Origin of the sequence: Alkalicoccus urumqiensis (assembly GCF_002993335.1) — a bacterium.
Classification (GTDB): Bacteria; Bacillota; Bacilli; order Bacillales; family Salisediminibacteriaceae; genus Alkalicoccus; species Alkalicoccus urumqiensis.
The window spans coordinates 17,414-41,957 of sequence record NZ_PVNS01000013.1 but is presented as its reverse complement, the minus strand read 5'-3'; the positions used below and the strand labels follow the sequence as shown (position 1 = coordinate 41,957).

The window sequence follows — 24,544 nt, the reverse complement described above, 5'->3', positions numbered from 1 at the left end:
AGGGCGCTGTTTCGGTCTGAGGCGTTATTTCTGCCGGCCGATAAAGCCGAGCATACGGCCGGTGTGCGCACCGTCACGCCGGTGGGAGAAGAAGGATTCTTCTTCACAGCTCGTGCAGAGCGTTGACATGCCGATGTTTTCCGGAGGTACGCCGGCTTTTATTAAAAGCTGCCGGTTTGCTTCTTTCAAATTCAATGCGTACGTATCTTCGCCGGTTTTCTCATAGGGAGCTATATCCGGCAGCACTTCCTGAAGCTGATCAATCACCTTCTGATCGACTTCATAGCAGCAGCTGTCGATGCCGGGACCGATCCATGCCCGGACAGTGCCCGGCTCCATCTGTTCCGCTGACTCCCATAAATGAATTAATTTCCCTGCGATATTTTTAACGGTCCCTTTCCAGCCGGCATGGACAATGCCGCAGCACGATCCATCCTCAGACAAAAAATAAACAGGGATGCAGTCTGCATATCCGAGTGTGAGGAGCAGACCGTCTTCTGTTGTATAAAATCCATCTGTCCCTTTGATTGTGTCTTCATAGGAAGAGGCACCGAGTCCGGCAAAAGACTGCTGTACTTTCACGATCTGGTCGCCGTGTGTCTGCTCTGCTCCGACCCAGGTAGAAAGCGGCATGCCGGTCTCACCGGCCGTGATTTCCCGGTTCCGCGTGACAAGTGATGGGTCATCGTGAACATGATAGCCGAGGTTCAGTGTATCGTATGGTTCCGGACTGACTCCTCCTGAGCGGAGCGTAAACCCTGCGGTCAGACCGGGGTGTGCTGCTTCCCATTCTTCGATGCGGAGTGTGTTTCCTTTTTGAATCATGAGCGGTCCTCTTTCTGATCGTGTTCTTCTTCGGTTTCGTACATTTCATATACTTCCTGATTCTGGTCCTGCTGCTTTTTTTCGTGTTTTTTGTTTGCGCGCTTGAAGCGGTATAGAGTAAAAACGGCGATCATAAGCGTCACAGCCATAAACAGATAAGCGTATCCCATTTCGGGTGCATTCGGATCCGGCACATTTATAATATCCATCTGCATCGATCCTTTCTTTAAACTTTCAATGAAACAACAAGTACAGTATAGCAGGGAAAGAGCGAAATTGCTTTGTCAGGATTTCTTTTTTGGAGGTGGAGATAAGAGACAAGCGGCTATACCTGCGATAGGAAAAACAAGGGAAACAAGCAGAATTTCTTCGTAGCCACCAAAGAAATCATAGGCTGCTCCAAACGGCAGCGGGCCGAAAGCAGAACCAACAACGGTCATCGTGGAGGCGATGCTTTTGATGCTGCCGATATGTTTTCTGCCGAAATACTCGGGGAAAACGATCGAAATACAGATCCGCTCAAGCCCACCGGTAAAGCCCCAGATGAGGCCGAAAGCCACCGCCCATGCAAAAGATTGTGTAAAATAAAGTACGATGAGAAAAATAAGCTGACCGAGAAAAACAAAGGCAAAAACGTAGTGGACGCGGATCCGCTCCAAAATAAATCCCGCGGCAAATGTCACCGGAAATCCTACTGCAGCCATCAGGCTGAGAACGAAAGCGGCAGCGGCGATATCCATACCCCGGTCTGATACAATGGAAACAAGATGAAATGTCAGACCGGTGTTAAGCATGGAAGGTATGCCGACGCAGAGCAGAAGAAGCCAGAACTGGCGTGTGCTTTTTGCTTCTTTTAACGTCCACGAAACATCCTGCTTCTGTGCAGCTGTATGCTCGCTGCTTCCCTTTATGGCATTATCCGGCAGAAGACCGATATCCTCCGGCTTATCTTTCATAAAGAAAAAGACAAGTGGAACGAACAGCAGAAGGATGGAGGCGCCGAGCACCTGCCAGGCTGTCTGCCAGCCGAATGACGTTATCAGCCAGGCATTCAGCGGTGGGAACAGCGTAGAGCTTGCAAATCCGCCGAGCATCATCAGGCTGAAAGCACGGCCGCGTCTTACAATAAACCACTGGGGAATTAACGTGTTCGGAACGAGCGTCATCGATCCCTGGCCGAGGAAACGGATCAGAAAAAAGCCGATAAACAGCATCCACGGGGAAATGACGATGCTGTTCCAGAAGCATGCTGCAGCAAGCAGGATACTGACGGTTAACGACACTTTCCGCTGGCCGATCGTATCAATCGCACGTCCAGCAGTAAAAAGGATCAGCCCGGCGCTCAGCGTGGCGGCCGAATAAATACCGGAAACGAGCGAACGCTCCCAGCCAAAATCGGATATGTAAAAATCGATAAAAACGGAGTTGGAATACGTCTGTCCGGGACCAGAGAAAAAAAGACTGAGTGCCCCGAGCGCAACGATGTACCAGCCGTAATAGAAAGAAGGTTTCGTATTCACTAGGTTATTCCTTTCGTAAATGAGAATTTATTATTCCTCCGTCAGTATATCAGATAATTCGGTTTCCGAAAAAATGAAAGCAGGTGAATAATTCATGCAGGAAGACCAGCTCCTTGCCAGACAGAAATACGTGAAAGTGGAACGGGAAATGTCCAGTATTGCAATGGAAAATGTGGAGTATGAACGGTGGCTGCTTCTCTATGAAGACCGTCTTGTCACGCATCGCCGGGAGTTTCCCGCAGAGCAGATTTTCGATATGTCGTACCGCAGGATGCCGTCGGCAGAAGCGCTTTTGTATGTACACACAAGCCGCGGAGTGTATTCCTATAACGTAAAAGAAGATCCGGATGCATTTATTGAAGCGTTTAAAAAACTGGAGAAGCGGATATTGGAAAAAGAAGCTAAAAAATACGATAAGTAGGACGGTGAACAGAATATGAATTACAGAGCACTTGGAAAAACAGGACTGAATGTAAGTGAACTGAGCTTCGGCACATGGGCGATCGGAGGTGCCTGGGGTACAACCAATGATACGGAAGCGATCCGGGGTCTGGAAACAGCGATGAATGAAGGTGTGAATTTCTTCGATACGGCTGACGTGTACGGCGATGGTCACGCAGAAGAGCTGCTGGCCCGCGCAACCCGGGGCAGAGAGCAGGATATTCATATTGCAAGCAAATTCTGCCGTGCCGGAGATATTGAGGACCCAGCTACGTATTCGGAAGACAGTGTGCGGGGATATCTGGAAGCCACGCTCCGACGTCTGAACCGCGACCAGCTGGATTTATACCAGATTCACTGTCCACCGAAGCATATTATTGAAGACGGCGCCGTATTTGATGTCCTGGATAAATTGAAGCAGGAAGGCAAAATCGCTCATTACGGTGTCAGCGTAGAAACGGTCGAGGAAGGACTGCTCAGTCTGGAAAAGCCAGGCGTTGAAGTACTCCAGGTCATTTTTAATATTTTCCGCCAGAAGCCGGTGGCCGAGTTATTCCCGAAAGCGCAGGAGAAAGGGGCCGGTATTATCGCACGCGTTCCACTTGCAAGCGGCCTGCTGACGGGCAAATTTAAAGAAGGTCATGAATTTGAAGCAGATGACCACCGCCGGTTCAATTCGGAAGGCCAGGCGTTCAACGTCGGTGAAACATTCGGCGGCGTGCCTTTTTCTGCAGGTGTTGCTCTTGCACAGGAGCTTGAATGGATTGCAGAAGGGCGGAACACGATGACGCAGGCATCGCTTCGTTGGATTCTGGATCACGAAGCAGTATCCACCGTCATTCCAGGATTCAAGCGTGTGGACCAGGTGCAGGATACACTGCAGGCTGTAAAGGTGCCGTCCTTCTCCAAAGAAGAGATGGACCGTCTGACTGATTTCTATGACCGGCAGGTGCACGATTTGATCCGCGGCGCTTACTAATTGAAGACAGAAGAAGCAGGCAGAAATTCTCTGCCTGCTCTTTTTATTTAGGGTTCGGTAGACCCCGTACTTAGGAATCCGCTATGGCTTTAGCCTAGCGGTAGTTCAAAGGTTTCTTACGCTTCTTCAAGCTGACGCAGTTCGTCCTGCACAAAGACCATCAGCTCATGAAGTGTTTCTTTCGAAAAATCGAACTTGATGCCTGCTGCTTTGTATACGTCGGGCAGCGGCACGGACGATCCGAGCTTAAGGGCTTCTTTGTACTGCTGAAGCGCCTGATCCGGATTCTGTTTGTAATTTTTGTACACCTGCAGCGCACCGATCTGTGCGATGACGTAGTCAATAAAATAAAACGGCACTTCAAAAATATGGAGAATTCGGAGCCAGGAGCGGGAGCGCCATTCTTCAAGACCGTCCCAGTCAACGACGCCAGTGCCGAATTTTTCGTGAAGCGACTGGAATTTCTGCAGGCGCTCTTCTTCCGAATGATCAGGATTTTCATACATCCAGTGCTGGAACTGATCGACTACGACACCGATCGGCAGAAGGGAGAGGACCCCTGTAAATTGATCCCGCTTTGCCTGGTTGAGTTCTTTTTCGTCCTGGTAATAATGATGCCAGTGATCCATCGTCAAAAGCTCCATGCTCATACTGGCAAGCTCTGCAGCCTCCATCGGTGTCTCTTTATATTCGTGGAGACGAAAATGGGACGTAAAATCGTTATGGATGCAGTGACCCATTTCGTGCAGAAGGGTAATCATATCATCGTGCACCCCGGAGGCATTCATAAAAATAAACGACAAGTTGGAAATCGGCAGGTTGGAGCAGAAGCCGCCGGGAGCTTTTCCTTTGCGGGCAGTTAAGTCAAGCATGCCGCGGGCGTCCATCGTTTCAATCAGCTCCTGAAAGCGCGGATCGAGCTTTTCAAAAATGGACGAAGCACGGCTGACAAGCTCAGCGCGGTTCTCAAATGGCTTCAGCGGCTTTTCACCGGGGGCGGGTGCCTGAATATCCCATGGCCGGTATTGTTGAAAACCGAGTTTTTCTTTATGTTTTTCCTGGACTTCAGATAAAACAGGAAGCACTTCTTCACGTACAGACGCAGCGAGGGTGCGGCAGTCTTCAGGTGTATAGTCAAACCGCTCGTACTCTTTAAACATGTATTCTGCATAATTGGAGAGTCCGGCATTCTCCGTTTTTTTCTTTCGGAGCTGAATAAGATCCGAAAGAATCTGCTGCAGTTCCTCTTTCACTTCTCCGAATGCTTCATAGGAAAGGCGCATCGCTTTTTCCCGCACGCTCCGGTCTGTGTGTTCCATATAAGGAGATAGTTCGCTGAGCGAGAGCGTCTGGCCTTCCCATTCCGCAGTCAGGCCTCCGGTAATTTCGAAATAGCGCGTCGAGAGCCGGTCCTCTTCCACTTCCAGACGGGTATTTTCTTCGCGGTATAAATCCTGAGCGTTTACTTTCCTCTTAATGAGCGGCGCATACCAGTGGATGTCGAGATCTTTCTTGAAGCGGTTTTCAAGAAATTTTTCGTCCAGCTTTGCACTGTATGTTTTGCGGAGCGGCTCGAGGTACTCATTATCAAATTCGTACTGTTTCCGGGCAGTCTCCGAATCACTGTAGCACTGAAAGTCAATGTAATGCCCGGAAATTCCTTCTTCTACTTCTTCCTGAAGCGTTGAAACCCGTACCAGCCAGTCTTCCAGCTGGCGCACAGATTCAATGTTTTCCTGAAGCAGTTTTTCGTAAGCGGCTTCGATTTCCTTAGTCGTCGTAAAATCCAGTTTTTCCTGATAAAACGTGGCCATATGTATCTCCTCCTTTTTCCATTATAAAGGAAGCAGAAGAAAGAGTCGAAACATATAATAAGGCCCGCCCCGGATTGCCGGAAAGCGGGCCTTTAAATGGTGCAGCTTAAAGACGAATTAGTCGATAACAGTAACCTGAACGTTACGGCGGCCAAAGTCAACGGCTTCGCCCTGGCTCTGCATGTAGAGGTCGATGCGGTTACCGTTAATGGCACCACCGATGTCTCCTGCTACTGCTGTTCCGTAGCCTTCCACGTGAACAGTGGAACCGAGTGGAATGACATCAGGGTCTACTGCGACGACTTTCTGGTTCGGGTTCGCATTCAGGTCAATTCCTGTATACGTAACGCCTGTGCAGCCAGTGCAGTTCGCCGTGTAGGCAGTTGCTTCCATGTTCAGTGTAGTACCTTCCACTTCATTGGACGGTGCAGGTTCTTCCTGAGCCGGTTCAGATGCTTCTGTTGTTTCTGCAGCCTGGACTTCTTCTTCCTGCGCAGGCTCTTCTACTGGTTCTTCAGCAGGCTCTTCCGCTGGTGCTTCTTCCTGAGCAGGTTCCGCTGCTTCTTCTGCCGGTGCTTCAGCAGGCTGTGCTGCAGATGCCTGACCAGGATTCAGAAGTGCTGCGAATGTTTCTGCTCCGGCAATTCCGGACTGACCGTTCAGTCCCTGGGACTGCTGGAAAGAAACGACTGCTTCTTCTGTGATTGGGCCGAAGATGCCATCTACATCAAAGCTGTAGTAGCCAAGGTCCGCTAGTTCGGACTGAAGCTCTTCTACGAGGTAGCCGGAATCGCCGCGCTCAAGTTCGGAGAGGGCGCCGAGTGTCTGTACTCCTGCAATACCATCTGTCATCAGGCCGTTGCTTTCCTGATACGTGCGGACAGCAGCTGACGTGTCAGCGCCGTAAGTGCTGTTTACTTCTCCATCAAATACGCCTGCTCCGGAAAGCAGCTCTTCCAATTCGACAACATCCTGAGAGACTGTTCCTTCAGTCAGCAGGTCATCGCCAAAACTATTATTTTCTTCTGCACCTGCGGCAGTGCCACCGACAAACAGGATTGCCCCTGCAGCCGCTGCTGTGATACCCAGCTGCTTAATTGACTTTAGTGTACGAAATTTGTTCATTTTATAAGAACCTCCTTGATTGCGCTTGATCTGCGCTGTGTTGCTCAACGAGACCAATATTATCAGCGCCTCAAGGGAGTTACAAGGTGTTTTCACTTTATTTAATATAGTGACTTCACATTGTCACAGGTTGAAATGTTTCTGCAAACTATTGAAGATTTTCACACATTTTGTCGAAAACGATCGAATTCATTCGACAATACGGCCATTTCGCAGAGATCCCAGTAATATCCGTCAATATAACGGACATCCCGGAAAATACCTTCTGTTTGAAAACCATAGTTCTCATAAATGCGGCGGGCAGCTGGGTTGTTGGTAAACACGCCGAGTGAAACACGGTGGAGGGACAGCTCCAGGAACGCCCGCTTGAGTACAAAATCGAGCATCATCGGCGTACAACCCCGGCCACGGACAGAAGGAGCGGTCATGATCTTTCCAATTCTTGCCGAATGGTGCTCATGATCGATTCTGCGGAGAGCGATGTGACCGGCCGGGCGGGAGCTGTCGTCGAGAAGCGTATAGATCTCCGCATCGCTTTCATGAGCATACGTTTCCAGCTGTGCTTCGGTGAGCGGGTAGGTGAACGTCGTTCCGGCCCAGCGCACCATATCCGCCCGGTTTCCGCTGTTTACCCATTCTATGAGAAAAGGGTAATGAGATGATTGAAAAGGAACGATCTGCATAATTACCTCCAGTTACAGAATTGGTCCGAGGACGCGCAGTTCACCAGGACTCAGGTTACTGCAGTCGCTTCCGCTGTTCGTAATGTCTACGCCTGGATAAGCTTCTCCTTCGAGAGAAAGTGACCCCTGCACACACATGGATCCTTGATCATATGGCGAATTGGAGCCGATATTGCCGCGGATGTCGGCATTGCCTTCTACAATAATGGTGGATCCGGACTGGTAGCTGAAATCGTCCCGGCTGGTGAGCGTGCCGCCGATCGTGACAACCGGGTCCTGCCTGAGAGCTGCGCCGTTTTCAAGCACGAGATCGCCGCCGACAGTCATGTACATCGTATTTTCTGTCGTCAGGCCGCCGTTAATGCCCGCATCCCCGTCGATTTGTATAACCGGGGTGCCGGTCACTCGCATATTGCCATCGATAAACAGCGATCCTGCCTGTACGTTGACATTCTCCTGAAACGTCGCCTCCCCGCCGATCGTGACTTCGTTCTCCGAAGCCAAAACAGCGTTGGAACGGAAGGTGCCGGCGCCGCCGAGGCGGAGGGAGCCGGTCGTAAAGATACTGTCACGATCCATCGTGAGCGGTCCGTCGATGGTGGAAGGACCGGCAATGGTAAGGACAGAATCCGACTGGAGCGCTGCAGTACCTGTCAGCTGAAGCTGGGATGCGGCAAGTTCACTGCCACCCTGCATCGTGGCATCCCCTTGTATTCTTGCACCGTTCTCCGCATTGATCGCGGAGCCGTCTTCCATCGTTAGATTTCCATCCACCCAGACATAATAGCCGGTGTTAATGAAAATGTCAGATCCAATGGTCAGATTCCCTTCCCGAAGAAGCGAATGGTCAATGTTAAATGACAGCGGCTGGTCGTTATTCGTTCTAAATGCAGAAGCATTTCGATAAAGTATAAGCCGTCCATCGTGCACTACGTTATCTTCTGCAACGTCATCAAGTTCCCAAGGAGTTATTGCGGCACCCGATTGCACGTCGCCATAGGCTTCTGAAGAAAAAAGAGGCATGCTGTTAATGTCCGGTCTGGAGGGAAACGTAATGTCTTCCAGCGCTTCAGGCGGAAGCGGCTCTTCAGGAGGCGGTTCAGGCTCTACGTCCTCATTTCCTGCACCGGGGTCATATACAAACGCGCCGGTCCGGCGGGACGCTGTACGCAGTTCGTGGTTGTAGCCGCCGGCGGTAATAGTGCCCTCAAACCGGTATGTATCCTGTGTCAGCGTGATACTCGTTCCCGGTGCGAGTTCATTTTCATTAGCATAAAACGATTCAATGCGGATATCTTCGTTCAGAATCGGCCGGTCGGCGCCGCGCCCTTCATAGAGCATCGATCCGTCGTAATAGATTGGCGCTCCGCTTTCATGGAGCCGTCTTAAATCGGCGGAAAGCAGGTTCACTTCCTGAACGAGCGACTGCCGTTCTGTCACCCGGTCCTCAAATAAAAATGTATTCATTAAAAAAGAGTAGGCCACGGCTCCTACAATGGATAAGAGCACAATGACACTCAAAACTTCGAGAAGACTCGCTCCACGCTGCTGGCTTAATCGGTTCATAAGCATATGCTTCCCTTTCTTTTCCATAGTATACTAGACAGTATACCAGCTGAAACGGGGATTGAGGAGGAAGATCATGCATCGAAATGAACGAGGCGCCACATTAATAGAAATTCTTGCCTCCCTTGTGATTTTATCGGCAGTCGGCATCGCTCTTGTCAGTGTCTTTACCCAGACAGCACTGTTTGCCGATAGAAATGAGGCAGAAATCGAAGAAGTGAATATCAACCAATATCTGCTTGATCAGGCGGAAACCATGATGACGCAGGAGGAAGCGGATGACCTGGAAGGAGGTCCGCCGTCCAACGATTTTTTCACCGTCCTGGCAGATGGAGTGGACAGTGCCGGATATTACATGGAAGGGAACCGCGGTGACCGTTTTTACCCTCAGATTCAGACAGCCCGCGGCCCGGTGGAAGCTGGAGGAAACTCTCTGGAGTCGCTTGGAGCCTACGAAGTACAGGTGCGCATCACAAATGAAGCAGGAGAGGTGCTGAGTACGATGCAGCGGCTTCTCTATGAACAGGATTTATCATGATAGGAGGTAGGACATGCTGAAGGAAGAATCGGGGTATGCGCTGCTTATTGTCTTATTGACAATTGTGCTCGTCGGCATTGCTGCAGTACCTCTTATCAACCAGACGCTGACGAGTGCTCAGCAGGTGGAAGTAGTGAAAGCACAGGCGAAAGCGGATGAAATGCGTACATACGGCGAACGCTATTTCCAGCAGCGCACGGCTGTATCAATCGAAGAAAGCATCCGCACCTTTGAAGCGGCTCTATGGGAAGAGGAAGAGAGACGAATCGGAAGCCGGGACCTGGAGGATCTATATGCGTATCTGCGGAATTCTTTACAGGACGAATACAGCCGGTTCACAGCTGCTGATCCGCTCGGGATTACACCGGCATCAGATGGGGAAGGAGCAGCAGCGGTCATCCCGGAAGCGGTTACGCTGGATACTTCTGAGGACGGAGCGGGTATTCAAATCCGCTATGAGTCGATCGGCGAAGCAGGCGGCCGGGAAAGCAGGGAAGCGCAGCTGCTGGAGTTCTCCTTTCAGCTTGATGGCGGAGGAAATTCAGAACCGGGCCGGGTGGAAGAAGTCGCGGAGCGTAATCTGGATTCCGATCGTTTTAGAGAGGAAGGTGGTTCTGTCTTTAATGAGAAGGATATAAACCAAAACGATGATTTTCCTTCTGGAGATGTCTTGTTTACAGATGGAGTTACTCTAAAAAAAGGTGCAGGGGAAAAAACGATCACTGGGGACTTATTTGCAGAGGGAAAGATCGAGTTAAAGCAGCGAAGCGTTTTGAGGATAGAAGATTATTTTTATCATGTAGACCCTAAAAATGGGAAAGATAATCTGCAGACACAAAGACCTGATAGAGAAAGTTTTATTGTAGTAGGCAAAGATATGGTGACCGAAACTATAACCCTTCAACAGCAGGCCAGGGTTTGTGTGAATGGCTTTGTGTATATTAAGAATGGGAATCGTATTCAAAAGCATCTTGCCGAAAATGACGAAGAGAACACAGGGAGTCCTGAACACGAGGAATTAAATAAAGTATCCTCCTGCAGCGTTGAAAATGTAGAGTCTGAATGGGAACAGGGCGCAATTAATTATGCCGGAATTACGACCAGCAGCGGAGGGGGAGGCGGCTCCCAGCCGATCACCAGTACATCAGGCTGGATTCTCCGTTCGGGGAACTCACAATGAGCCCGGTGGGAAAAGGGCTCATGTATATTGCAGCACTGGCAGCGGCGCTCACCGGACCCGTCCTCCGTCTCTTTTTTGAACCGGTCTGGTGGGGCTATGTCATCAGCATTGCCGGAATAGGCTGCTTGTTTTTGCTAGAACGGCGATAACTTGCTAAACTATAGAAGGTAAAAAACAGGAGCGGTCTCCCGTGTGGGGCCAGCGAATACAGATAAAGGATGTGCCACAATGATTCAACGAAAATCGTCCAGAGAAATTGAGCTTATGAAGGAAGCGGGAGTTCTTGTTGCGAGTATTCACAAGAAAATTGCGGAGATGATCAAGCCGGGTATTACGACGAAAGAAATCGATGCGTTTGTCGAGAAAACCTTGGAGGCGCATGGTGCAACAGCAGCGCAGAAAGGATATCAGGGGTATGAATTTGCAACGTGTGCGTCGATCAACGATGAAATCTGCCACGGCTTTCCACGGAGAGAAAAGCTGAAAGAAGGCGACGTTGTGACGATGGATTTCGTCGTGGAGCTGAACGGTGGGCTTGCAGATTCGGCATGGACATACGAAGTTGGAAGTGTGCCGGAAGAGATAAAGACGCTGAACCGTGTTACGAAAGAGGCTCTGTACAAAGGCATAGAGCAGGCGCGCCACGGTAACCGGATCGGCGATATCGGCGCCGCTATTGAAGCCCACGTTGAGCCATACGGCTTTGGTATCGTGCGCGATTTTGCAGGGCACGGCATCGGACCGACGATCCACGAAGAGCCGAATATTCCGCACTATGGAAAAGCCGGCCGCGGCGTCCGCCTGAAAGAAGGCATGGTCATTACGATTGAACCAATGATTAATACCGGCGGATGGGAGTCCAAGATGGATAACAACGGATGGACAGCAAGAACACGCGATGGATCGCTGTCTTCCCAGTATGAGCATACGCTCGTTATTCAAAAAGGGGAACCGATTATTACAACGGAGCAGGACCGTACAGACCTCCTGGATCTGTAGTACAGCCGGTAACGAATAGAGCAACGCAGAAGAAGAGAGCGCTCCGGATCAGGGCGCTCTCTTCTTCTTGTCGTCCGCCTTTCTAAATGGATGGAAATAATCCGCTGAACTGGACCACTGCCCAGACTGCGGCTGCAGCAAAAGCGCCAAGAAATAAGAAGCGCCCCCGGCTTTTGTTCGTTTTCGTCTTGCTGTTCATTTTTTCAACAGGTATATGGCCCGGCATGATAAAGCCTCCTTTTCCAAGGCTGTTTTCCAGTATAGCAGGGAAAAAGAACCAGCAGGGCTATACAAAAAATTTTTCTGTGCAAGCCGGCTGTTTCTAGTAGAATAGATATAAGTTCAACATTGGAAGAGGGGGATAAAAATGGCGGAAACAGAAGTATTAAAACAACTCATTGGTAAAAGGCTTCTTGATAATCAGCAGACACTTGCTGAAGAGATCCATCAGGGATTCCAGGACAAACATGCTATTCGTTACACTCGCATTTCTGCGGATGCTGTTATCCAGCATGCGGGAACCCTCATTGAAAAAGTAGGGATGGAATTAATCGGAGAAGGATCCAGTACCAGAGGGATGAGAGAATGGGGCAGGGCGTTTGGTACGGAAGCCGCATCACTCCAGCTTTCGGCGGATAAAGCCATGCTCGTCGTACCCGTTTTAAGACGCGTACTGTACAGCCGGATCCGCTCAGTGTTTCAGGAGGAGCAGGGCGAATTTGAAGCGTATTTCGATATTGCCGATACGGTTAATCCAATGATTGATCAGGCGATTTATGCGTTTACGCAGGCTTATTTTGAAAGCCAGGAGTCCAGGTTCCAGGATGCACAGGATGAAATTCTGGAGCTTTCAGTACCAGTGGTACCTGTAACATCGGATGTAGCCATTCTTCCAATCATCGGTTCGGTGGATTCCGATCGTTCCCAGCAGCTGATGAGTCAGGCACTTGAAAAGAGCCGGGAGTTGAAGCTCAGAACGCTGATTCTTGATTTATCGGGAGTTCACACGATCGATACGTATGTGGCACAGAATTTATTTCAACTGAACGATGCGCTTCGTATTTCGGGCGTGCAGGTCATTTTATGCGGTCTCCGTCCGGAGCTTGTCCAGACGATCGTCCATCTCGGTATCTCATTTGATCAGCTTACCGTTGTAAACAATCTGCCTCAGGCGCTTGCAAAAACCGGTCTGACTGTTTCCGATTCGTAATTTTCAAGGAGGTTGCATATGGATATTCATACGTATTCGTCCCCTGCCGCGTTATACCGGCTCGCTGCCCCTTACTTAGAGAAAGATGAAGTGCGTCACAACCTGGCACTCGGTATCCTGCGCCAGCTGGTCCGCGAAGAAGAAAAAGGAAAAAGAGGGGATGCTTTTCTTGCCTGCGGAATCATCGACGATCAGCCTGCTGTTATTTTTATTCAGACACCGCCAAGAAGAATGATTATCTGCGGGAAAAAGCAGTATATGCCGGAAGCAGCAGAATGGCTCTATCATAATAAACCGGACACAGCCGGCATTGCTGCTGGTGACGAGGCGGCTGATGCGTTTGCAGAAGCGTGGGAGGAGTTATCTCCAGTATCTGCAAAGCTCGTGAAGCGGCAGGTCATTTATCAGCTCGATCATGCAGCAGAATGGAAACAGCCCCCTGGGAAATTAACCTACGCCTGTGAAGATGACGCGGCACTAGTTATGGACTGGACAGAGCAGTTTGCGATGGGATCTCTCCGTGAAGAAGACCTTCTGGAGCTGGAGGAGAGAACAATGGATGAAATCCGGCGCAATGAAGTCTTTTTCTGGCGGACGCCGGATTATACGCCGGTCTCGATGGCGAAACGGGCGAGGGAACTGCAGCACGGTGTCGTCGTCAATTACGTCTATACACCGGAGGAATATGAGCGTCAGGGCTATGCCACGGCGCTTGTGGGAGCCCTTGCTGAGCGGCTGATGGCAGAAGGATTTACCTTCTGCAGTGTGAATACGAATGTCGAAAACGGCGCATCCAGATCCGTCTATGAAAAACTCGGATTTGAACCAGCCGGAATCTCCCACGAATATTCTTTTTTGCAGTAAATTTCGATTTTTTAAACAATTCTGTCCTTTTTCATCGTAAAATAGACGTATGATTATGGACGGAGGAGGTCTGGCTGTGCGCCATTGGATGAGGAAACCATCATTTCGAATCAGTCTGCTTTATGCCGGTGTGGGATTAGTCTGGATTCTGCTTTCAGACCGGGCCGTCCGGCTGCTGTTTTCAGGGAGCAGCTTACAGGCACCGCTTCAGACTGGAAAAGGCGTTATTTACGTTCTTTTGACAACAGGACTGCTTTACCTTCTAATCCGGCGTTCCGAACTTCGGGCAGGATCGTTTTATCAAATGAGAATGCAGGATAAACAGCGTCACATTCAGGCGCTTGAAAGCTATAAATCGGCTATTGAAAGTATCAGCGATGCAATGATCACACTCGATGACCATTGGCGCTTTCACTACGTTAATGAAGAAGGGGCGGCCGTTTTTCAGAGCACTCCGGACGAAATGCTCGGAGGTAATATCTGGACTCGTTTTCCATTTCTGCGGAATTCCCGGTTCGAAGAGCGGATGAGGGAAGTGAAAGAATCGGGGGCCCCCCGGGCAGTGGAAGAATATTTCACGAGGCTGGAATCATGGTTTGATATCCGCGCCTTTCCATCCGAAGAAGGAATATCGGTCATTTTTGTGGATGTCACCGAACGAAAAACTGCAGAAGACAAACTGACACATCTTGTTTATCACGACAGTCTGACCGGAGCGAAGAACCGGACAGCATTTATGAGTGAAGTGGAGTCTGCCATCCATGATGCGGAGAAGACGAAAACACCGCTTGCGATGCTTGTTATGGACGTCGACCGCTTCAAAACGATCAATGATACGCTCGGCCACCCTATCGGTGATGAGCTGTTAAAACAGATGAGCCGCCGGCTGAAGGAAGCAGATGTACCCGGTACAAAAACAGTTTACCGCCATGGTGGGGACGAGTTTGCTGTCCTTGTGTCCGGTTTTGGAAAAATTGAGCAGCTGGAGCGGGTGACTGCCGGTTTGATTGATGCGTTAAAAGCGCCCTATACACTTGGAAAGCAGCATTTAACAGTGGATATAAGCATGGGGGCATCGATTTTTCCGGATGACGCCAAAGATACGAGACAGATGCTTCAGCACGCAGATATGGCGATGTACGCAGCGAAAGAGTCCGTTCACCACACCGTGCAGTTTTATCTCGACCATGTTCATCAGAGGGTGGATGCTTTCCGGCTCGAACATGATCTTCAGGCAGCGCTTGAAAAGGAAGAGTTTGTTCTTGAATACCAGCCGCGTATTACTGTAGCTGATGGAAAAGTCACCGGGGTGGAGGCGCTGGTCCGTTGGGAACACCCGGAACGCGGAAGGATTTCGCCGCTGGAATTCATCCCGATTGCAGAAGAAACCGGCTATATTCTTCCGCTCAGCAGCTGGATCATGGAAGAAGCTTTTTCCCAATGGAGTAAGTGGAAAGAAGACGGGATGGAACTGCAGATGGCGGTGAATTTATCCGTCAGGCAGATCGAAGAGGAGCAGTTTATCGACCGTGTCGAGGCGCTGCTGGGGAAATATCAAGTGCCGCCTGCGTCCATCGAATTTGAAATTACCGAATCAGTGCTTATGTATCATCTGGAAACAAGCCTTCAGGCAGTAAGAGAACTGCGGCGGATCGGCTGCCGTGTCGCGCTCGACGATTTTGGAACCGGATATTCGTCGCTGAATTACTTAAAGACGATTCCGGCGGACGTCGTGAAAATTGACCGGTCGTTTATGAAAGAGATCCCGGATAATGCGCAGGACACAGCAATTGTTGAGACCATTATCCGCCTGGCTTCGGTTCTTAACATGGATGTCATTGCAGAAGGAGTGGAGACGGATAGAATGCTCTCTTTCCTAAAGGAGCAGCACTGCTTCGGCGCCCAGGGATATTACATCAGCCGGCCGGTGCCGCCGCAGGATATTCCTGAACTGACACAGTCCACGGGGCAGGAGCTGCCGCAGGAGACGCTGTAAATAAAATAAACCAGGCAGAAACCGCCTGGTCTTAAAAGAAAAGTGAGATCTGTTGAATAGGTTCCCGCTTTCTGCCTGCATCTGCAGCCGTACGCGTTCCGGAGGGAACGGGCTCAACTAATTCCTTCTTCCTTCCGTCAGAAGGAATGGATTTTCGCCTCGTTCGGATCCTCCCGGAGTCGACGGCCTCCGGTTTCGGCAGGTTGGAAGAAAAGGCTTGTTAGAAGCGGTCCCTTTTGCGCAGAAAATGCTGTCATTCAATCGAATTGGAAGAGACCATCATTACCTTATAAAAATCGTTCCTGCTACAGAGCCTCTGTTTTTCATCTCTATTTTGCTACGCTTCGAAGCGTTCGGCAGAGACGCCGGTGGGATTTAAGCGCAGTCTGAAGATCCTTTCTCAGGGCGCAGGCCATGAGAAATAGCTGAAGACAAGCCCACGGCAAGCTTCTGCCGAAAAGCGGAGAAGCTCTCCATTAACAAAAAACTAACGGCCCATAGATCAGAACGTTGACATGCTATAACCCTTGCATCCCAGCTCGGAAGAGGCTTTGGATTTTATACATTCTTATTAGTTAACAAAAGAAATCGGACCCCTTTGAGGATCCGGTTTTTTCTTCGTTTATGACGGAGGATTATTCCCGTCATTCTGTTTTTTCTCTAGAGATTCCAGGCGGGCTTCGAGGGACTGAACTCTTGCCTGCAGTGCGTCAAGGTCTTCGCGCGGCACCATATCGAGATCCCGCAGCATCAGACGCAGCTTTTCGCGGGAACGCCGCTCCCAGCCTTCTTCTGTTTCAGAGCCTTTCTGCAGCAGCTGATTGTAAAGATCATCTGCTTCTGCCGGCGTCACTTTTCCTTTTGCCAGAAGGTCATCCATGTAGCGGTCCACTTTCTCTTTGCTTGATACAGCGGCCCCGAGGCCGAGCAGAAATCCTGTTTTTAATACATTGTTCATCCGTTATTCCTCCTCAAATTAATCGTTCTCTTCACGAAATTGGAGCACCCAGCGCCGGTGCCTGTAAAGTGTAAGCAGGCCGGCAGCTGCGGCAGTACCGGCAGCGGGAGCTGTAACATACAGCAGCAGCTGGGCTTCAAACCAGAGAGCCAGGTAAAGAAAAGGGAGCGTTACTACAGCAGCTGCGCCGGAACCGAGATAGGCCCATAAGTAGCGCTGGTGGTGAAACTGCCGGAACTGTCTCCGGGATGCTTCTCTCCGTTCGTAGGAAGGTTCTTCCAGAAATTCATTCAGGTTTCTCGGCAGGGACAGCATCGGCTTTACGGAGTCTTTCAGTACCTGTGCCTGAATGCTTCCTTTTTTCTCATCTGCTTCATTCAGCCATTCCATGACGACCGGCCGGCCCAGTTCGATAAAATCGATTTCCGGATCCACAATAGTGAGAACGCCGAGGCCGATGGAGGCAGCTCTTCCGAGAAAAGCAAACTCTGCAGGCAGCTGGATTGGCTGATCACGTACAATATGCTGCAGGTCGTCGAAAATTTCTTCGACGATTTCCTGATCCAGCTGACTGATGTCGGAAGATAAGTACATGTTCACATAATTTCGAAGCGTCGATTCCAGCTTCGATTTATCGGCGTGGGGAAGCAGAAAGCCGAGTGTCTGCAGCTCATCAATGACGAGCTGGTAATCATCGAGTACGAACCCCTGTACCATCCGGCGGATGCTTGCAGAATCTTCCCGTGTAATATAGCCGACCATTCCGAAGTCCAGAATCACAATCATTCCGTCCTCCTGGAGCAGAATATTTCCCTGATGGGGGTCGGCGTGAAAACGGCCTTGATCCAGAAGCTGATCCATGAAGAACTGGAAGATCCGTTCGGCTGTTTTTTTCCGGTCGATATTATGCTCCCGGATAAAGGAAAGGTCTGTTACTTTCCGGCCTTCCATCCATTCCATCACTAGAACCCGGCGCGTACAGTATTCTTCATAAAATTGAGGAATGTAATAATGGCTGCTCTCCGAAAAGCGGCGCTGAAAGTTCTGTGCGTTCTTCATTTCCTTATGGTAATCCAGTTCATCTCCGATAATTTTAACGACTTCCTGGTAAAGAGCTTTCGTATTAATTTCTTTACCCATTTTCGTAAAATGACGCGTAATCCATAGGACGATCCGGAGTGCTTTAAAATCACTCTTAATAATCTGATCCACTTTGGCCCGCTGAATTTTTATCGCCACTTCCTGTCCATTGGGAAGTTTTCCACGATACACTTCGCCGATGGAAGCGGATGCGACAGGGCGGTCGCTGATTTCATCGAGCCGGTTTTCGATCGGCTGTCCCCATTCGTGCTCCAGAATGCCTTTTGAGACAGCGGGTTCTACAGGAGGCACCTGATCAATTAAGTCTGCCAGCTCTTTTAAAAATGCTTCCGGCATAATATCCGCGCGCGTACTGAGAAACTGACCCACCTTGATCATCAGACCTTCCAGGTGGAGTGCTTTTTCTCTGTACTCTCTGGCCTGGGAGGCGACAAGTGCTTCCCACTTTTCCTGTGTAAAGCTGTCCCAGGCCGGATTCCGCTTATTAAACCAGTAGAGCTGGAGGACGAATTTAATAAACATGTAAACGATGACCGTAATCCGGTATAAAGCGTTGTTTTTCATCCCAGCCCCCTTTCCTCTGCATTACATACTATTATACCCTTTTCTATTGTAAATTATGTGTTTTTCCAGACATTTGTACACGAAACCACGCCGAAGAGAAGAGTACCTCCAGCGAGGAAAATAAAAGGGGGTAAACATTTGACTATTGTAAAGACATAAGTTTATAATGGAGACAGGAGGCGGACATATGGGAAAAAAAGAAGAAATTTTATCACTCATACGACAAAATGCCTATTATTCTCAGCAGGAGCTCGCAGATCTCGTCGGACTGTCCAGGTCTGCCTGCGCCGGCTACATTTCACAATTGATGCGGGATGGAGAAATACTCGGTAAAGCATACGTGCTGAAAGAAGAAAAGCGTGTATGCTGCATCGGCGGTGCCAACCTGGACCGGAAAATGACCGTGGAGGCTTTCCGCTGGAAGGACTCCAACCCTGTTACAAGCCACGAGTCGTTCGGCGGTGTAGCAAGAAACCTTGCGGAAAATATGCATGTACTCGGCCTGCACTCGCAGCTTATGACCGTCCTTGGCAGCGATGAAGCTGCAGGAAGGCTGACAGCGGACTGCCGTGCCGATACATCCCTCGTTCAGATTCTGCCTCAGGAGCGGACTGGAACGTACACTGCAGTAATGGAATCCTCCGGAGAGATGCTGTTTGCACTGGCGGATATGGCCATTTACGATGCATGGACACCGGCAGTCTACCGGGCACAGAAGCACCGGACAGCTGCGGCGGATGTGCTTGTACTGGATACGAACCTTCCACAGGAAACGATGAAAGAAATTCTTTCTTCGAAACTTCCGCACCAAAAAGCAGTCATCGTACCGGTGTCTGCAGCGAAAATCAGCCGCATACCGCAGGAGTCGATTCAGGATATTGATCTGCTTTTGTTAAACGAGCTGGAAGCAGAAGCAATGGCCGCTCATTTAGGGAACGAAGCGGACGAACTGGAAGCCCGGGCAGCGAATATCGTACAGGCCGGAGCCGGGATGGTGATCGTTACACGGGGTGCAGAAGGAGTCTACATGGCTTCTGAAGAGGAAACCGCTTATATTGAAGCAGAGGAAGTCAAAGCGGTGGATGTTACCGGAGCGGGGGATGCGTTTGCATCTGTCTGCATTGATGGTCTGCTCCATGATGAAGAGCCGAAAGTATGGATCAAGCGTGCACTTGCCCGTGCAGCTGCTACAATTCAGTCGACAGAGAGCGTCATTCGAACACAGGAGGGAAAACGATGAATATTGTTTACGCACAGGAAGTAAAAGAAGCGATGGAGCAGGGGAAAGCAGTTGTTGCACTGGAATCAACGATTATTTCCCACGGCATGCCGTATCCTCAGAATGTAAAAACGGCAGTGGAAGTCGAAGAGATTATCCGGGAAGGCGGAGCTGTGCCTGCGACGATCGCAATTATGGACGGTGCTGTCCGGATCGGTCTTGAAAAAGAAGAACTTGAAGCGCTCGGTAAAGCAGAAGGTACGGTAAAAGTGAGCCGGCGCGATATTCCGTCGGTGCTAAGTGGAGGCGGATACGGAGCAACGACCGTTGCGGCAACAATGATCTGCGCCGATCTGGCCGGCATCCGCGTATTTGTTACCGGTGGTATCGGCGGTGTCCACCGCGGAGCAGAGAAAACGATGGATATTTCCGCCGATCTGCAGGAACTGGCTAAAACGAATGTAGCGGTCGTCTGTGCCGGCGCAAAATCTATTCTGGATATCGGACGGACGCTTGAATATCTGGAGACATACGGTGTACCGGTTGTCGGTTTTGAAACGGACAAGTTTCCAGCATTCTACACGCGTGATAGCGGTTATGATGCGGGTCTGCGCGTAGACACGGCGGCAGATCTTGCTGAGATGATGAAAATAAAGTGGGACCTGAAGCTGAACGGCGGCGTTGTCGTCGCCAACCCAGTGCCTGAAGAGAGTGAACTGGATCCGGAATGGGTATCCGAATTAATCGAGAATGCGGTGCAGCAGGCAGAAAAAGAAGGCATCAGCGGAAAAGAAACGACGCCTTACCTTCTTTCCGCACTGGTGGAAGCGTCAGGCGGAAAAACGCTGGATACAAATATTGCGCTTGTAAAGCACAATGCCGTCGTCGGAGCAGCGGTTGCTGTTTCTTACGCAGAGGCTCAAAACTAAACGAATGCATACAAAACCACCGCTCACCCGGAAAGGGGAGCGGTGGTTTTTGTACAATTACTTAAACTGTCCACGTGCCACGGTACGTCCGTATGCGAGTGTGAGCACAAACGGAATAACGAGTACAATGACCATACCGATAGCAAATTCAAGCCATGCCCCGGGCTGAATGGAGAAGATACCCGGAATACCGCCGACACCGACGGAGTTTGCAAGTACGTTGTTATTGGAAATAAATGTCGCAGCGATCGCCGAGCCGATAATGGCACAGATAAACGGGAATTTAAACCGTATATTCACACCGAACATCGCAGGCTCTGTCACGCCGAGAAAAGCTGAGACAGAAGAAGTGCCTGCCACCCCTTTGACATTTTCATTGCGGGATACAAACAGCATCGCAAGCGCTGCAGCACCCTGGGCAATATTGGACAACGCAAGGATCGGCCAGAGGAATGTTCCGTCTCCGGCGCCTGTCAGCTGAAGGTCCACAGCAAGGAAGGCATGGTGCATTCCTGTTACGACGAGCGGAGCATAGAGAAGGCCGTAAGCCAGTCCGCCGACTGCAGGCATGACATCGAAGAGCCATGTAAACAGGCTCGTAATACCGTTACCAAGCGCAAATGTAATCGGACCAATCACAATAAAGGTGACAAATCCGGTCACGAGAAGCGCAACGGGTGCGACAACGAGAAGCTGGATGGAGTCCGGCGTTTTACTGCGGAGCCAGAGCTCCAGTTTTGCAAGAAGCAGAGAAGCAAACAAGACAGGAAGAACCTGACCCTGATAGCCGATCGCTTCGACGCTCAGTCCAAATAAATTCCACGTCGGTACATCACCCGACTGCTGGGCATCAGCGTAGCTCCAGGCACTCAATAAGTCCGGATGGACGAGAATGAGACCGAGCACAATACCGAGAAGATCACTTCCGCCGAAGCGGCGCACCGCTGACCAGCCGATTAAGGCGGGCAGAAATGCGAACGCGGCGTTAGCAATAATAAAGATCATTTCTGCAATGCCGGCCCACTGCGGATAGACATCGACAATGGATGCCCCGTCAAAGAAAATATCCGGACCGGTGAGCAGGTTGTTTAACCCGAGCAGAAGACCTGCGGTAACAATCGCCGGAAGAATAGGAATAAAAATATCCGCAAGCGTTTTGACCGCTTTCTGGAACGGATTCATTTTCTTGGCAGAAGCATCCTTTACATCAGACTTGGACGATTCTCCAATATCCGTCAGTTCGACAATATCCCGGTAAACCTGATCCACCGTTCCCTGACCGATAATGACCTGAAACTGACCATTCGTAGAGAACGATCCTTTTACCAGTGAAATAGCTTCCAGTTTGTCTGTATCGACGATACTTTCATCTTTCAGCGCAAACCGGAGCCGGGTGACACAGTGGGTTGCTTTATCGACGTTTTCTTCTCCGCCGATGGCCTCGAGTATTTCCCGGACCTCCTGTTCATACTTTGCCATACTTATACCCTCCTAAAGCGTTCTCATGGAAACGTTGCTTGTATATACAACTTTATGACTTCGCTTTCATTATATGTTGTATATACAAGTTTTGCAACCGTTTTACTCATGGGAATTTAAGTAAGCTACAGCGCTTTCCCGAAAAAGCGGACATTCATCGTAAGCAGCCTGCGGGTGACGATCAGGGCAAACAGCAGAAATGTACAAAAACCGATCCAGTACGAAATAATCCGGAGAGCGTTGGCACCCCATGGAGCGAGAGAAGAAACGATCATACCGCCGAAAAAAGCGACGAGAATGACGAGAAGAACGGCGGTGGGCACGGTCATCTGCTTAAACAATAAAAACTCGCCGTTATACTCCACACGGTTCCGGTGATAGAAAAAGATACCGGCCCAGAGCGTCAATCCGATAAAAATGCAGGATAGACTCATTCCGATAACGTCCGACATTTCTCCAACCGCATACAGTCCCGGAGTGAGGTAATCGACCCATCTCGGTACGGCGCCGATGGTAAACAAAAAGAAGTCATGAACACGCATAAGTTCCTGAAGCAGTGTAAAAATGATCTGCGGCAGAAAGGCGGTTACGAGTGTGATGATCGTCTGGGACATCATTTCCCCGGTAAGAGAAGCGATAAACAAACAGAAGGAAAAAAAGAACAGATACCCAAGCAGCGGTCCCCAGAAAATATCAGGTGCCGTGATGAGCGTCAGCGCATAGGAAAAATCCGACTGCTGAATGATAAAGTAGGACGGGAAAAAGTTCAACAGGAAAAATAGAAGAATCGTGCCGGTACCGAGCAGCCATTTTGCCAGATAAAGCTGGGTGCGTGTAAATGGGAGAGCGAAGGTAAAGTCATTTCGTCTCGTATTCCGTTCGAGACCGACAAGTACGAGTGCAAGCAGAAGGATCGCACCGGAGACCATGAGGGAAAATAGATCATCCGAGAAAATGGCTTCGACTTCCCAAGATTGGACTTCATATACGTATTCTTCTGCCTGATCTGCCTGAGCGGCACGCTCATTCCACGTTTCGATCGTTAAAATCGCCTGAAGCGGCATTTGAATGACGAACAGGACGAATAGGATACCCAGCACAAAGCGGGACTGCTTGTAATTTTGAAACCAGAGAGCTTTTTTAAACATCGTGTTTCCCCCCAAGCTTCGCAACAAAATAGTCTTCCAGCGACATAGGAAGCTCCTCGTAAAAAATCGGGCGGGCTTCTTTCAGCGCGGCGTCAAACGTGTCGTCGGACCTGGGAACAAGCAGTGTATAGACTCTGCCTGTCTGTTCGAGGATATGAACGTGTGACGCTACATCTTCAGGTAGGGCATCGTCAAAGGCAGCCTGCATTTTGCGGTATTCTTTCTTCATGTCATCCAGCTGGTAATGGCTGTTTACTTTTCCATCTTTAATAAGAACCACTTCATTGACCATGTACTCCAGTTCATCGAGCCGGTGGGAACTGATAATGACGCTCGTTTCCTTTTCAGCTACTTCCTCCACGATCATCTGCAGTACCTGACGTTTAATGATGACATCCAGGCCGTCTGTCGGCTCATCAAGCAGAATGTAGCGTGCATTGGTAGAGAAAGCCAGAATCAGCGAAAACAATGCGCTCATTCCTTTAGAGTAATGGCCGATCTTGGAAGCACGTTCCAGGCCGAAACGGTACATCAGCGCGTCAAAATGATCGACATCGAACTCAGGATAAATGTGTCTGTATAAGTAGACGAGTTCTTTCGTGCTGTAATTTTTCATTGCTTCGGAGGAATCGGGTACAAACATCAGCTTCTCTTTGATTTCCGGATGCTTAAAAATACTTTTTCCATCAATCAGTACGTCTCCGTGTGTTGGTTTCAGGATACCGGCCATCGTGCGGAGGAGGGTCGTTTTCCCTGCGCCGTTTCTGCCGACCAGACCGATGATATTCCCTTCGCCCGCTGAAAAGTCGATATCACGGAGAATATCCACTCTACGGATCTGTTTGGATACATGTTTAATTTCCATCATGCGGCGCCTCCAGTTCATTCAGGCAGTGTTCTGTAACGTCCCTTATCTGCTCCCGCGTCAGCCCGCCGTAATAACTGTCAATGATCTGACGGCGGAGCATACGCTCAAGACGTGCCCGTTCTCTCGGCGTGCTCCGCTCCGGAAGTACCTCAGCGACAAATGTTCCCCGGCCCCGGATCGTAACGATCAATCCCGAGCGTTCCAGTTCGGCGTAGGCACGGCTGACGGTATTCGGATTGACGACCATCTGTGAAGAAAGCTCCCGGATGGAGGGGAGCTGTTCGCCCGGACGGAGCAGTCCGGTGTAGCACATTTCTTTTACCTGGGAAGTGATCTGTTCATAAATGGGGGAGCTGCTGTGTGTATCGATATGAAATAACAACCGTTACACCCCTCTCAAGTGTATGGGATCAGTTAGTACAGTTATAACGTTTGTGGAAGAGATTGTCAATCGTCGTGCCGATAGTAATTTTTTACGATTCTTTATGGATTCTATTATATAATCGATTTATTATGTATAATGAGTGTGGTTTAATAC

The 24,544-nt window shown here is 49.9% G+C and carries 24 protein-coding genes; 10 read left to right on the top strand and 14 right to left on the bottom strand.

Annotated features, from left to right (window positions below; genetic code table 11):
- Positions 1–24 precede the first annotated feature (24 nt).
- The 3 genes from pgeF to C6I21_RS13320 form a co-directional block, all read right to left on the bottom strand.
- Entirely contained in the window at positions 25–825 is an 801-nt protein-coding gene (gene pgeF / locus C6I21_RS13330) for a peptidoglycan editing factor PgeF (protein ID WP_105959989.1), read from the bottom strand.
- Positions 822–1,034, bottom strand: a complete 213-nt coding sequence (locus C6I21_RS13325; protein ID WP_105959988.1) for a hypothetical protein — start codon at positions 1,032–1,034, stop codon at positions 822–824. Before C6I21_RS13325 ends, pgeF begins: the two co-directional genes overlap by 4 nt.
- A gap of 75 nt (positions 1,035–1,109) precedes the next feature.
- On the bottom strand, positions 1,110–2,345 hold the full coding sequence (locus C6I21_RS13320) for an MFS transporter (RefSeq protein WP_245411645.1): 1,236 nt from the start codon (positions 2,343–2,345) through the stop codon (positions 1,110–1,112).
- Positions 2,346–2,439: 94 nt separating this feature from the next.
- On the opposite strand from C6I21_RS13320, the gene C6I21_RS13315 reads away from it, so the two are divergent.
- Positions 2,440–2,766 (top strand): hypothetical protein, encoded by a 327-nt coding sequence (locus C6I21_RS13315; protein WP_105959986.1) that lies wholly within the window; start codon positions 2,440–2,442, stop codon positions 2,764–2,766.
- 15 nt (positions 2,767–2,781) lie between these two features.
- Positions 2,782–3,765: an aldo/keto reductase gene (locus tag C6I21_RS13310; protein WP_105959985.1), complete on the top strand. Its 984-nt coding sequence runs from the start codon at positions 2,782–2,784 to the stop codon at positions 3,763–3,765.
- 116 nt (positions 3,766–3,881) lie between these two features.
- On the opposite strand, the gene C6I21_RS13305 is transcribed toward C6I21_RS13310, so the two are convergent.
- The 4 genes from C6I21_RS13305 to C6I21_RS13290 all read right to left on the bottom strand — a co-directional run bounded on the left by C6I21_RS13305 (position 3,882) and on the right by C6I21_RS13290 (position 8,953).
- Entirely contained in the window at positions 3,882–5,579 is a 1,698-nt protein-coding gene (locus C6I21_RS13305) for a M3 family oligoendopeptidase (RefSeq protein ID WP_105959984.1), read from the bottom strand.
- Between the two features lie 117 nt (positions 5,580–5,696).
- Positions 5,697–6,704: a peptidoglycan-binding protein gene (locus C6I21_RS13300; protein ID WP_105959983.1), complete on the bottom strand. Its 1,008-nt coding sequence runs from the start codon at positions 6,702–6,704 to the stop codon at positions 5,697–5,699.
- A gap of 161 nt (positions 6,705–6,865) precedes the next feature.
- Positions 6,866–7,387 carry a GNAT family N-acetyltransferase gene (locus tag C6I21_RS13295; protein WP_105959982.1) on the bottom strand — a complete coding sequence of 174 codons (522 nt, stop codon included), beginning with the start codon at positions 7,385–7,387 and terminating at the stop codon, positions 6,866–6,868.
- 12 nt (positions 7,388–7,399) lie between these two features.
- The gene (locus C6I21_RS13290; RefSeq protein WP_142393267.1) at positions 7,400–8,953 is read right to left on the bottom strand and encodes a PulJ/GspJ family protein; all 1,554 of its coding nucleotides are present in this window, start codon (positions 8,951–8,953) and stop codon (positions 7,400–7,402) included.
- A gap of 76 nt (positions 8,954–9,029) precedes the next feature.
- Between C6I21_RS13290 and C6I21_RS13285 the strand changes: the two genes are divergently transcribed.
- From C6I21_RS13285 to map, 3 genes are all read left to right on the top strand, one after another.
- Positions 9,030–9,491: a type II secretion system protein gene (locus C6I21_RS13285; RefSeq protein ID WP_105959980.1), complete on the top strand. Its 462-nt coding sequence runs from the start codon at positions 9,030–9,032 to the stop codon at positions 9,489–9,491.
- A 13-nt stretch (positions 9,492–9,504) separates the two neighbouring features.
- Complete coding sequence (locus C6I21_RS13280) at positions 9,505–10,671, top strand: hypothetical protein (protein ID WP_105959979.1); 1,167 nt, start codon at positions 9,505–9,507, stop codon at positions 10,669–10,671.
- Between the two features lie 228 nt (positions 10,672–10,899).
- Positions 10,900–11,670: a type I methionyl aminopeptidase gene (gene map, locus C6I21_RS13275; RefSeq protein WP_105959978.1), complete on the top strand. Its 771-nt coding sequence runs from the start codon at positions 10,900–10,902 to the stop codon at positions 11,668–11,670.
- A gap of 82 nt (positions 11,671–11,752) precedes the next feature.
- On the opposite strand, the gene C6I21_RS16595 is transcribed toward map, so the two are convergent.
- Complete coding sequence (locus tag C6I21_RS16595) at positions 11,753–11,896, bottom strand: hypothetical protein (RefSeq protein WP_181186259.1); 144 nt, start codon at positions 11,894–11,896, stop codon at positions 11,753–11,755.
- Between the two features lie 141 nt (positions 11,897–12,037).
- On the opposite strand from C6I21_RS16595, the gene C6I21_RS13270 reads away from it, so the two are divergent.
- From C6I21_RS13270 to C6I21_RS13260, 3 genes are all read left to right on the top strand, one after another.
- Complete coding sequence (locus C6I21_RS13270) at positions 12,038–12,880, top strand: STAS domain-containing protein (RefSeq protein WP_105959977.1); 843 nt, start codon at positions 12,038–12,040, stop codon at positions 12,878–12,880.
- A gap of 18 nt (positions 12,881–12,898) precedes the next feature.
- Positions 12,899–13,744, top strand: coding sequence for a GNAT family N-acetyltransferase (locus C6I21_RS13265; protein WP_105959976.1), 846 nt, complete (start codon positions 12,899–12,901; stop codon positions 13,742–13,744).
- 88 nt (positions 13,745–13,832) lie between these two features.
- Entirely contained in the window at positions 13,833–15,740 is a 1,908-nt protein-coding gene (locus C6I21_RS13260) for a putative bifunctional diguanylate cyclase/phosphodiesterase (protein ID WP_181186258.1), read from the top strand.
- A gap of 622 nt (positions 15,741–16,362) precedes the next feature.
- Here the strand turns inward: C6I21_RS13260 and C6I21_RS13255 are convergent.
- Both C6I21_RS13255 and C6I21_RS13250 read right to left on the bottom strand, forming a co-directional pair.
- Positions 16,363–16,698, bottom strand: a complete 336-nt coding sequence (locus C6I21_RS13255; protein ID WP_105959974.1) for a phasin family protein — start codon at positions 16,696–16,698, stop codon at positions 16,363–16,365.
- An 18-nt stretch (positions 16,699–16,716) separates the two neighbouring features.
- Positions 16,717–18,363 carry an ABC1 kinase family protein gene (locus tag C6I21_RS13250; protein WP_105959973.1) on the bottom strand — a complete coding sequence of 549 codons (1,647 nt, stop codon included), beginning with the start codon at positions 18,361–18,363 and terminating at the stop codon, positions 16,717–16,719.
- 187 nt (positions 18,364–18,550) lie between these two features.
- On the opposite strand from C6I21_RS13250, the gene C6I21_RS13245 reads away from it, so the two are divergent.
- Both C6I21_RS13245 and C6I21_RS13240 read left to right on the top strand, forming a co-directional pair.
- Complete coding sequence (locus C6I21_RS13245; RefSeq protein ID WP_181186257.1) at positions 18,551–19,603, top strand: carbohydrate kinase; 1,053 nt, start codon at positions 18,551–18,553, stop codon at positions 19,601–19,603.
- Positions 19,600–20,511, top strand: coding sequence for a pseudouridine-5'-phosphate glycosidase (locus C6I21_RS13240; RefSeq protein ID WP_105959971.1), 912 nt, complete (start codon positions 19,600–19,602; stop codon positions 20,509–20,511). The genes C6I21_RS13245 and C6I21_RS13240 overlap by 4 nt, the downstream gene beginning before the upstream one ends.
- 57 nt (positions 20,512–20,568) lie before the next feature.
- Here C6I21_RS13240 and treP read toward each other — a convergent pair whose 3' ends face one another.
- From treP to C6I21_RS13220, 4 genes are all read right to left on the bottom strand, one after another.
- The gene (gene treP / locus C6I21_RS13235) at positions 20,569–21,990 is read right to left on the bottom strand and encodes a PTS system trehalose-specific EIIBC component (protein WP_105959970.1); all 1,422 of its coding nucleotides are present in this window, start codon (positions 21,988–21,990) and stop codon (positions 20,569–20,571) included.
- A 125-nt stretch (positions 21,991–22,115) separates the two neighbouring features.
- Positions 22,116–23,138 carry a hypothetical protein gene (locus C6I21_RS13230; protein WP_105959969.1) on the bottom strand — a complete coding sequence of 341 codons (1,023 nt, stop codon included), beginning with the start codon at positions 23,136–23,138 and terminating at the stop codon, positions 22,116–22,118.
- Positions 23,131–24,006, bottom strand: a complete 876-nt coding sequence (locus C6I21_RS13225; protein WP_245411644.1) for an ABC transporter ATP-binding protein — start codon at positions 24,004–24,006, stop codon at positions 23,131–23,133. Before C6I21_RS13225 ends, C6I21_RS13230 begins: the two co-directional genes overlap by 8 nt.
- Positions 23,993–24,388, bottom strand: a complete 396-nt coding sequence (locus C6I21_RS13220) for a GntR family transcriptional regulator (protein ID WP_105959968.1) — start codon at positions 24,386–24,388, stop codon at positions 23,993–23,995. Before C6I21_RS13220 ends, C6I21_RS13225 begins: the two co-directional genes overlap by 14 nt.
- Positions 24,389–24,544: the final 156 nt, after the last annotated feature.

Coding starts and splice junctions, on each gene's coding strand:
- pgeF (WP_105959989.1), bottom strand. CDS start 825: ATGATTCAAAAAGGAAACACACTCCGCATCGAAGAATGGGAAGCAGCA.
- C6I21_RS13325 (WP_105959988.1), bottom strand. CDS start 1,034: ATGGATATTATAAATGTGCCGGATCCGAATGCACCCGAAATGGGATAC.
- C6I21_RS13315 (WP_105959986.1), top strand. CDS start 2,440: ATGCAGGAAGACCAGCTCCTTGCCAGACAGAAATACGTGAAAGTGGAA.
- C6I21_RS13310 (WP_105959985.1), top strand. CDS start 2,782: ATGAATTACAGAGCACTTGGAAAAACAGGACTGAATGTAAGTGAACTG.
- C6I21_RS13305 (WP_105959984.1), bottom strand. CDS start 5,579: ATGGCCACGTTTTATCAGGAAAAACTGGATTTTACGACGACTAAGGAA.
- C6I21_RS13300 (WP_105959983.1), bottom strand. CDS start 6,704: ATGAACAAATTTCGTACACTAAAGTCAATTAAGCAGCTGGGTATCACA.
- C6I21_RS13295 (WP_105959982.1), bottom strand. CDS start 7,387: ATGCAGATCGTTCCTTTTCAATCATCTCATTACCCTTTTCTCATAGAA.
- C6I21_RS13290 (WP_142393267.1), bottom strand. CDS start 8,953: ATGAACCGATTAAGCCAGCAGCGTGGAGCGAGTCTTCTCGAAGTTTTG.
- C6I21_RS13285 (WP_105959980.1), top strand. CDS start 9,030: ATGCATCGAAATGAACGAGGCGCCACATTAATAGAAATTCTTGCCTCC.
- C6I21_RS13280 (WP_105959979.1), top strand. CDS start 9,505: ATGCTGAAGGAAGAATCGGGGTATGCGCTGCTTATTGTCTTATTGACA.
- map (WP_105959978.1), top strand. CDS start 10,900: ATGATTCAACGAAAATCGTCCAGAGAAATTGAGCTTATGAAGGAAGCG.
- C6I21_RS16595 (WP_181186259.1), bottom strand. CDS start 11,896: ATGCCGGGCCATATACCTGTTGAAAAAATGAACAGCAAGACGAAAACG.
- C6I21_RS13270 (WP_105959977.1), top strand. CDS start 12,038: ATGGCGGAAACAGAAGTATTAAAACAACTCATTGGTAAAAGGCTTCTT.
- C6I21_RS13265 (WP_105959976.1), top strand. CDS start 12,899: ATGGATATTCATACGTATTCGTCCCCTGCCGCGTTATACCGGCTCGCT.
- C6I21_RS13260 (WP_181186258.1), top strand. CDS start 13,833: ATGAGGAAACCATCATTTCGAATCAGTCTGCTTTATGCCGGTGTGGGA.
- C6I21_RS13255 (WP_105959974.1), bottom strand. CDS start 16,698: ATGAACAATGTATTAAAAACAGGATTTCTGCTCGGCCTCGGGGCCGCT.
- C6I21_RS13250 (WP_105959973.1), bottom strand. CDS start 18,363: ATGAAAAACAACGCTTTATACCGGATTACGGTCATCGTTTACATGTTT.
- C6I21_RS13245 (WP_181186257.1), top strand. CDS start 18,551: ATGGGAAAAAAAGAAGAAATTTTATCACTCATACGACAAAATGCCTAT.
- C6I21_RS13240 (WP_105959971.1), top strand. CDS start 19,600: ATGAATATTGTTTACGCACAGGAAGTAAAAGAAGCGATGGAGCAGGGG.
- treP (WP_105959970.1), bottom strand. CDS start 21,990: ATGGCAAAGTATGAACAGGAGGTCCGGGAAATACTCGAGGCCATCGGC.
- C6I21_RS13230 (WP_105959969.1), bottom strand. CDS start 23,138: ATGTTTAAAAAAGCTCTCTGGTTTCAAAATTACAAGCAGTCCCGCTTT.
- C6I21_RS13225 (WP_245411644.1), bottom strand. CDS start 24,006: ATGATGGAAATTAAACATGTATCCAAACAGATCCGTAGAGTGGATATT.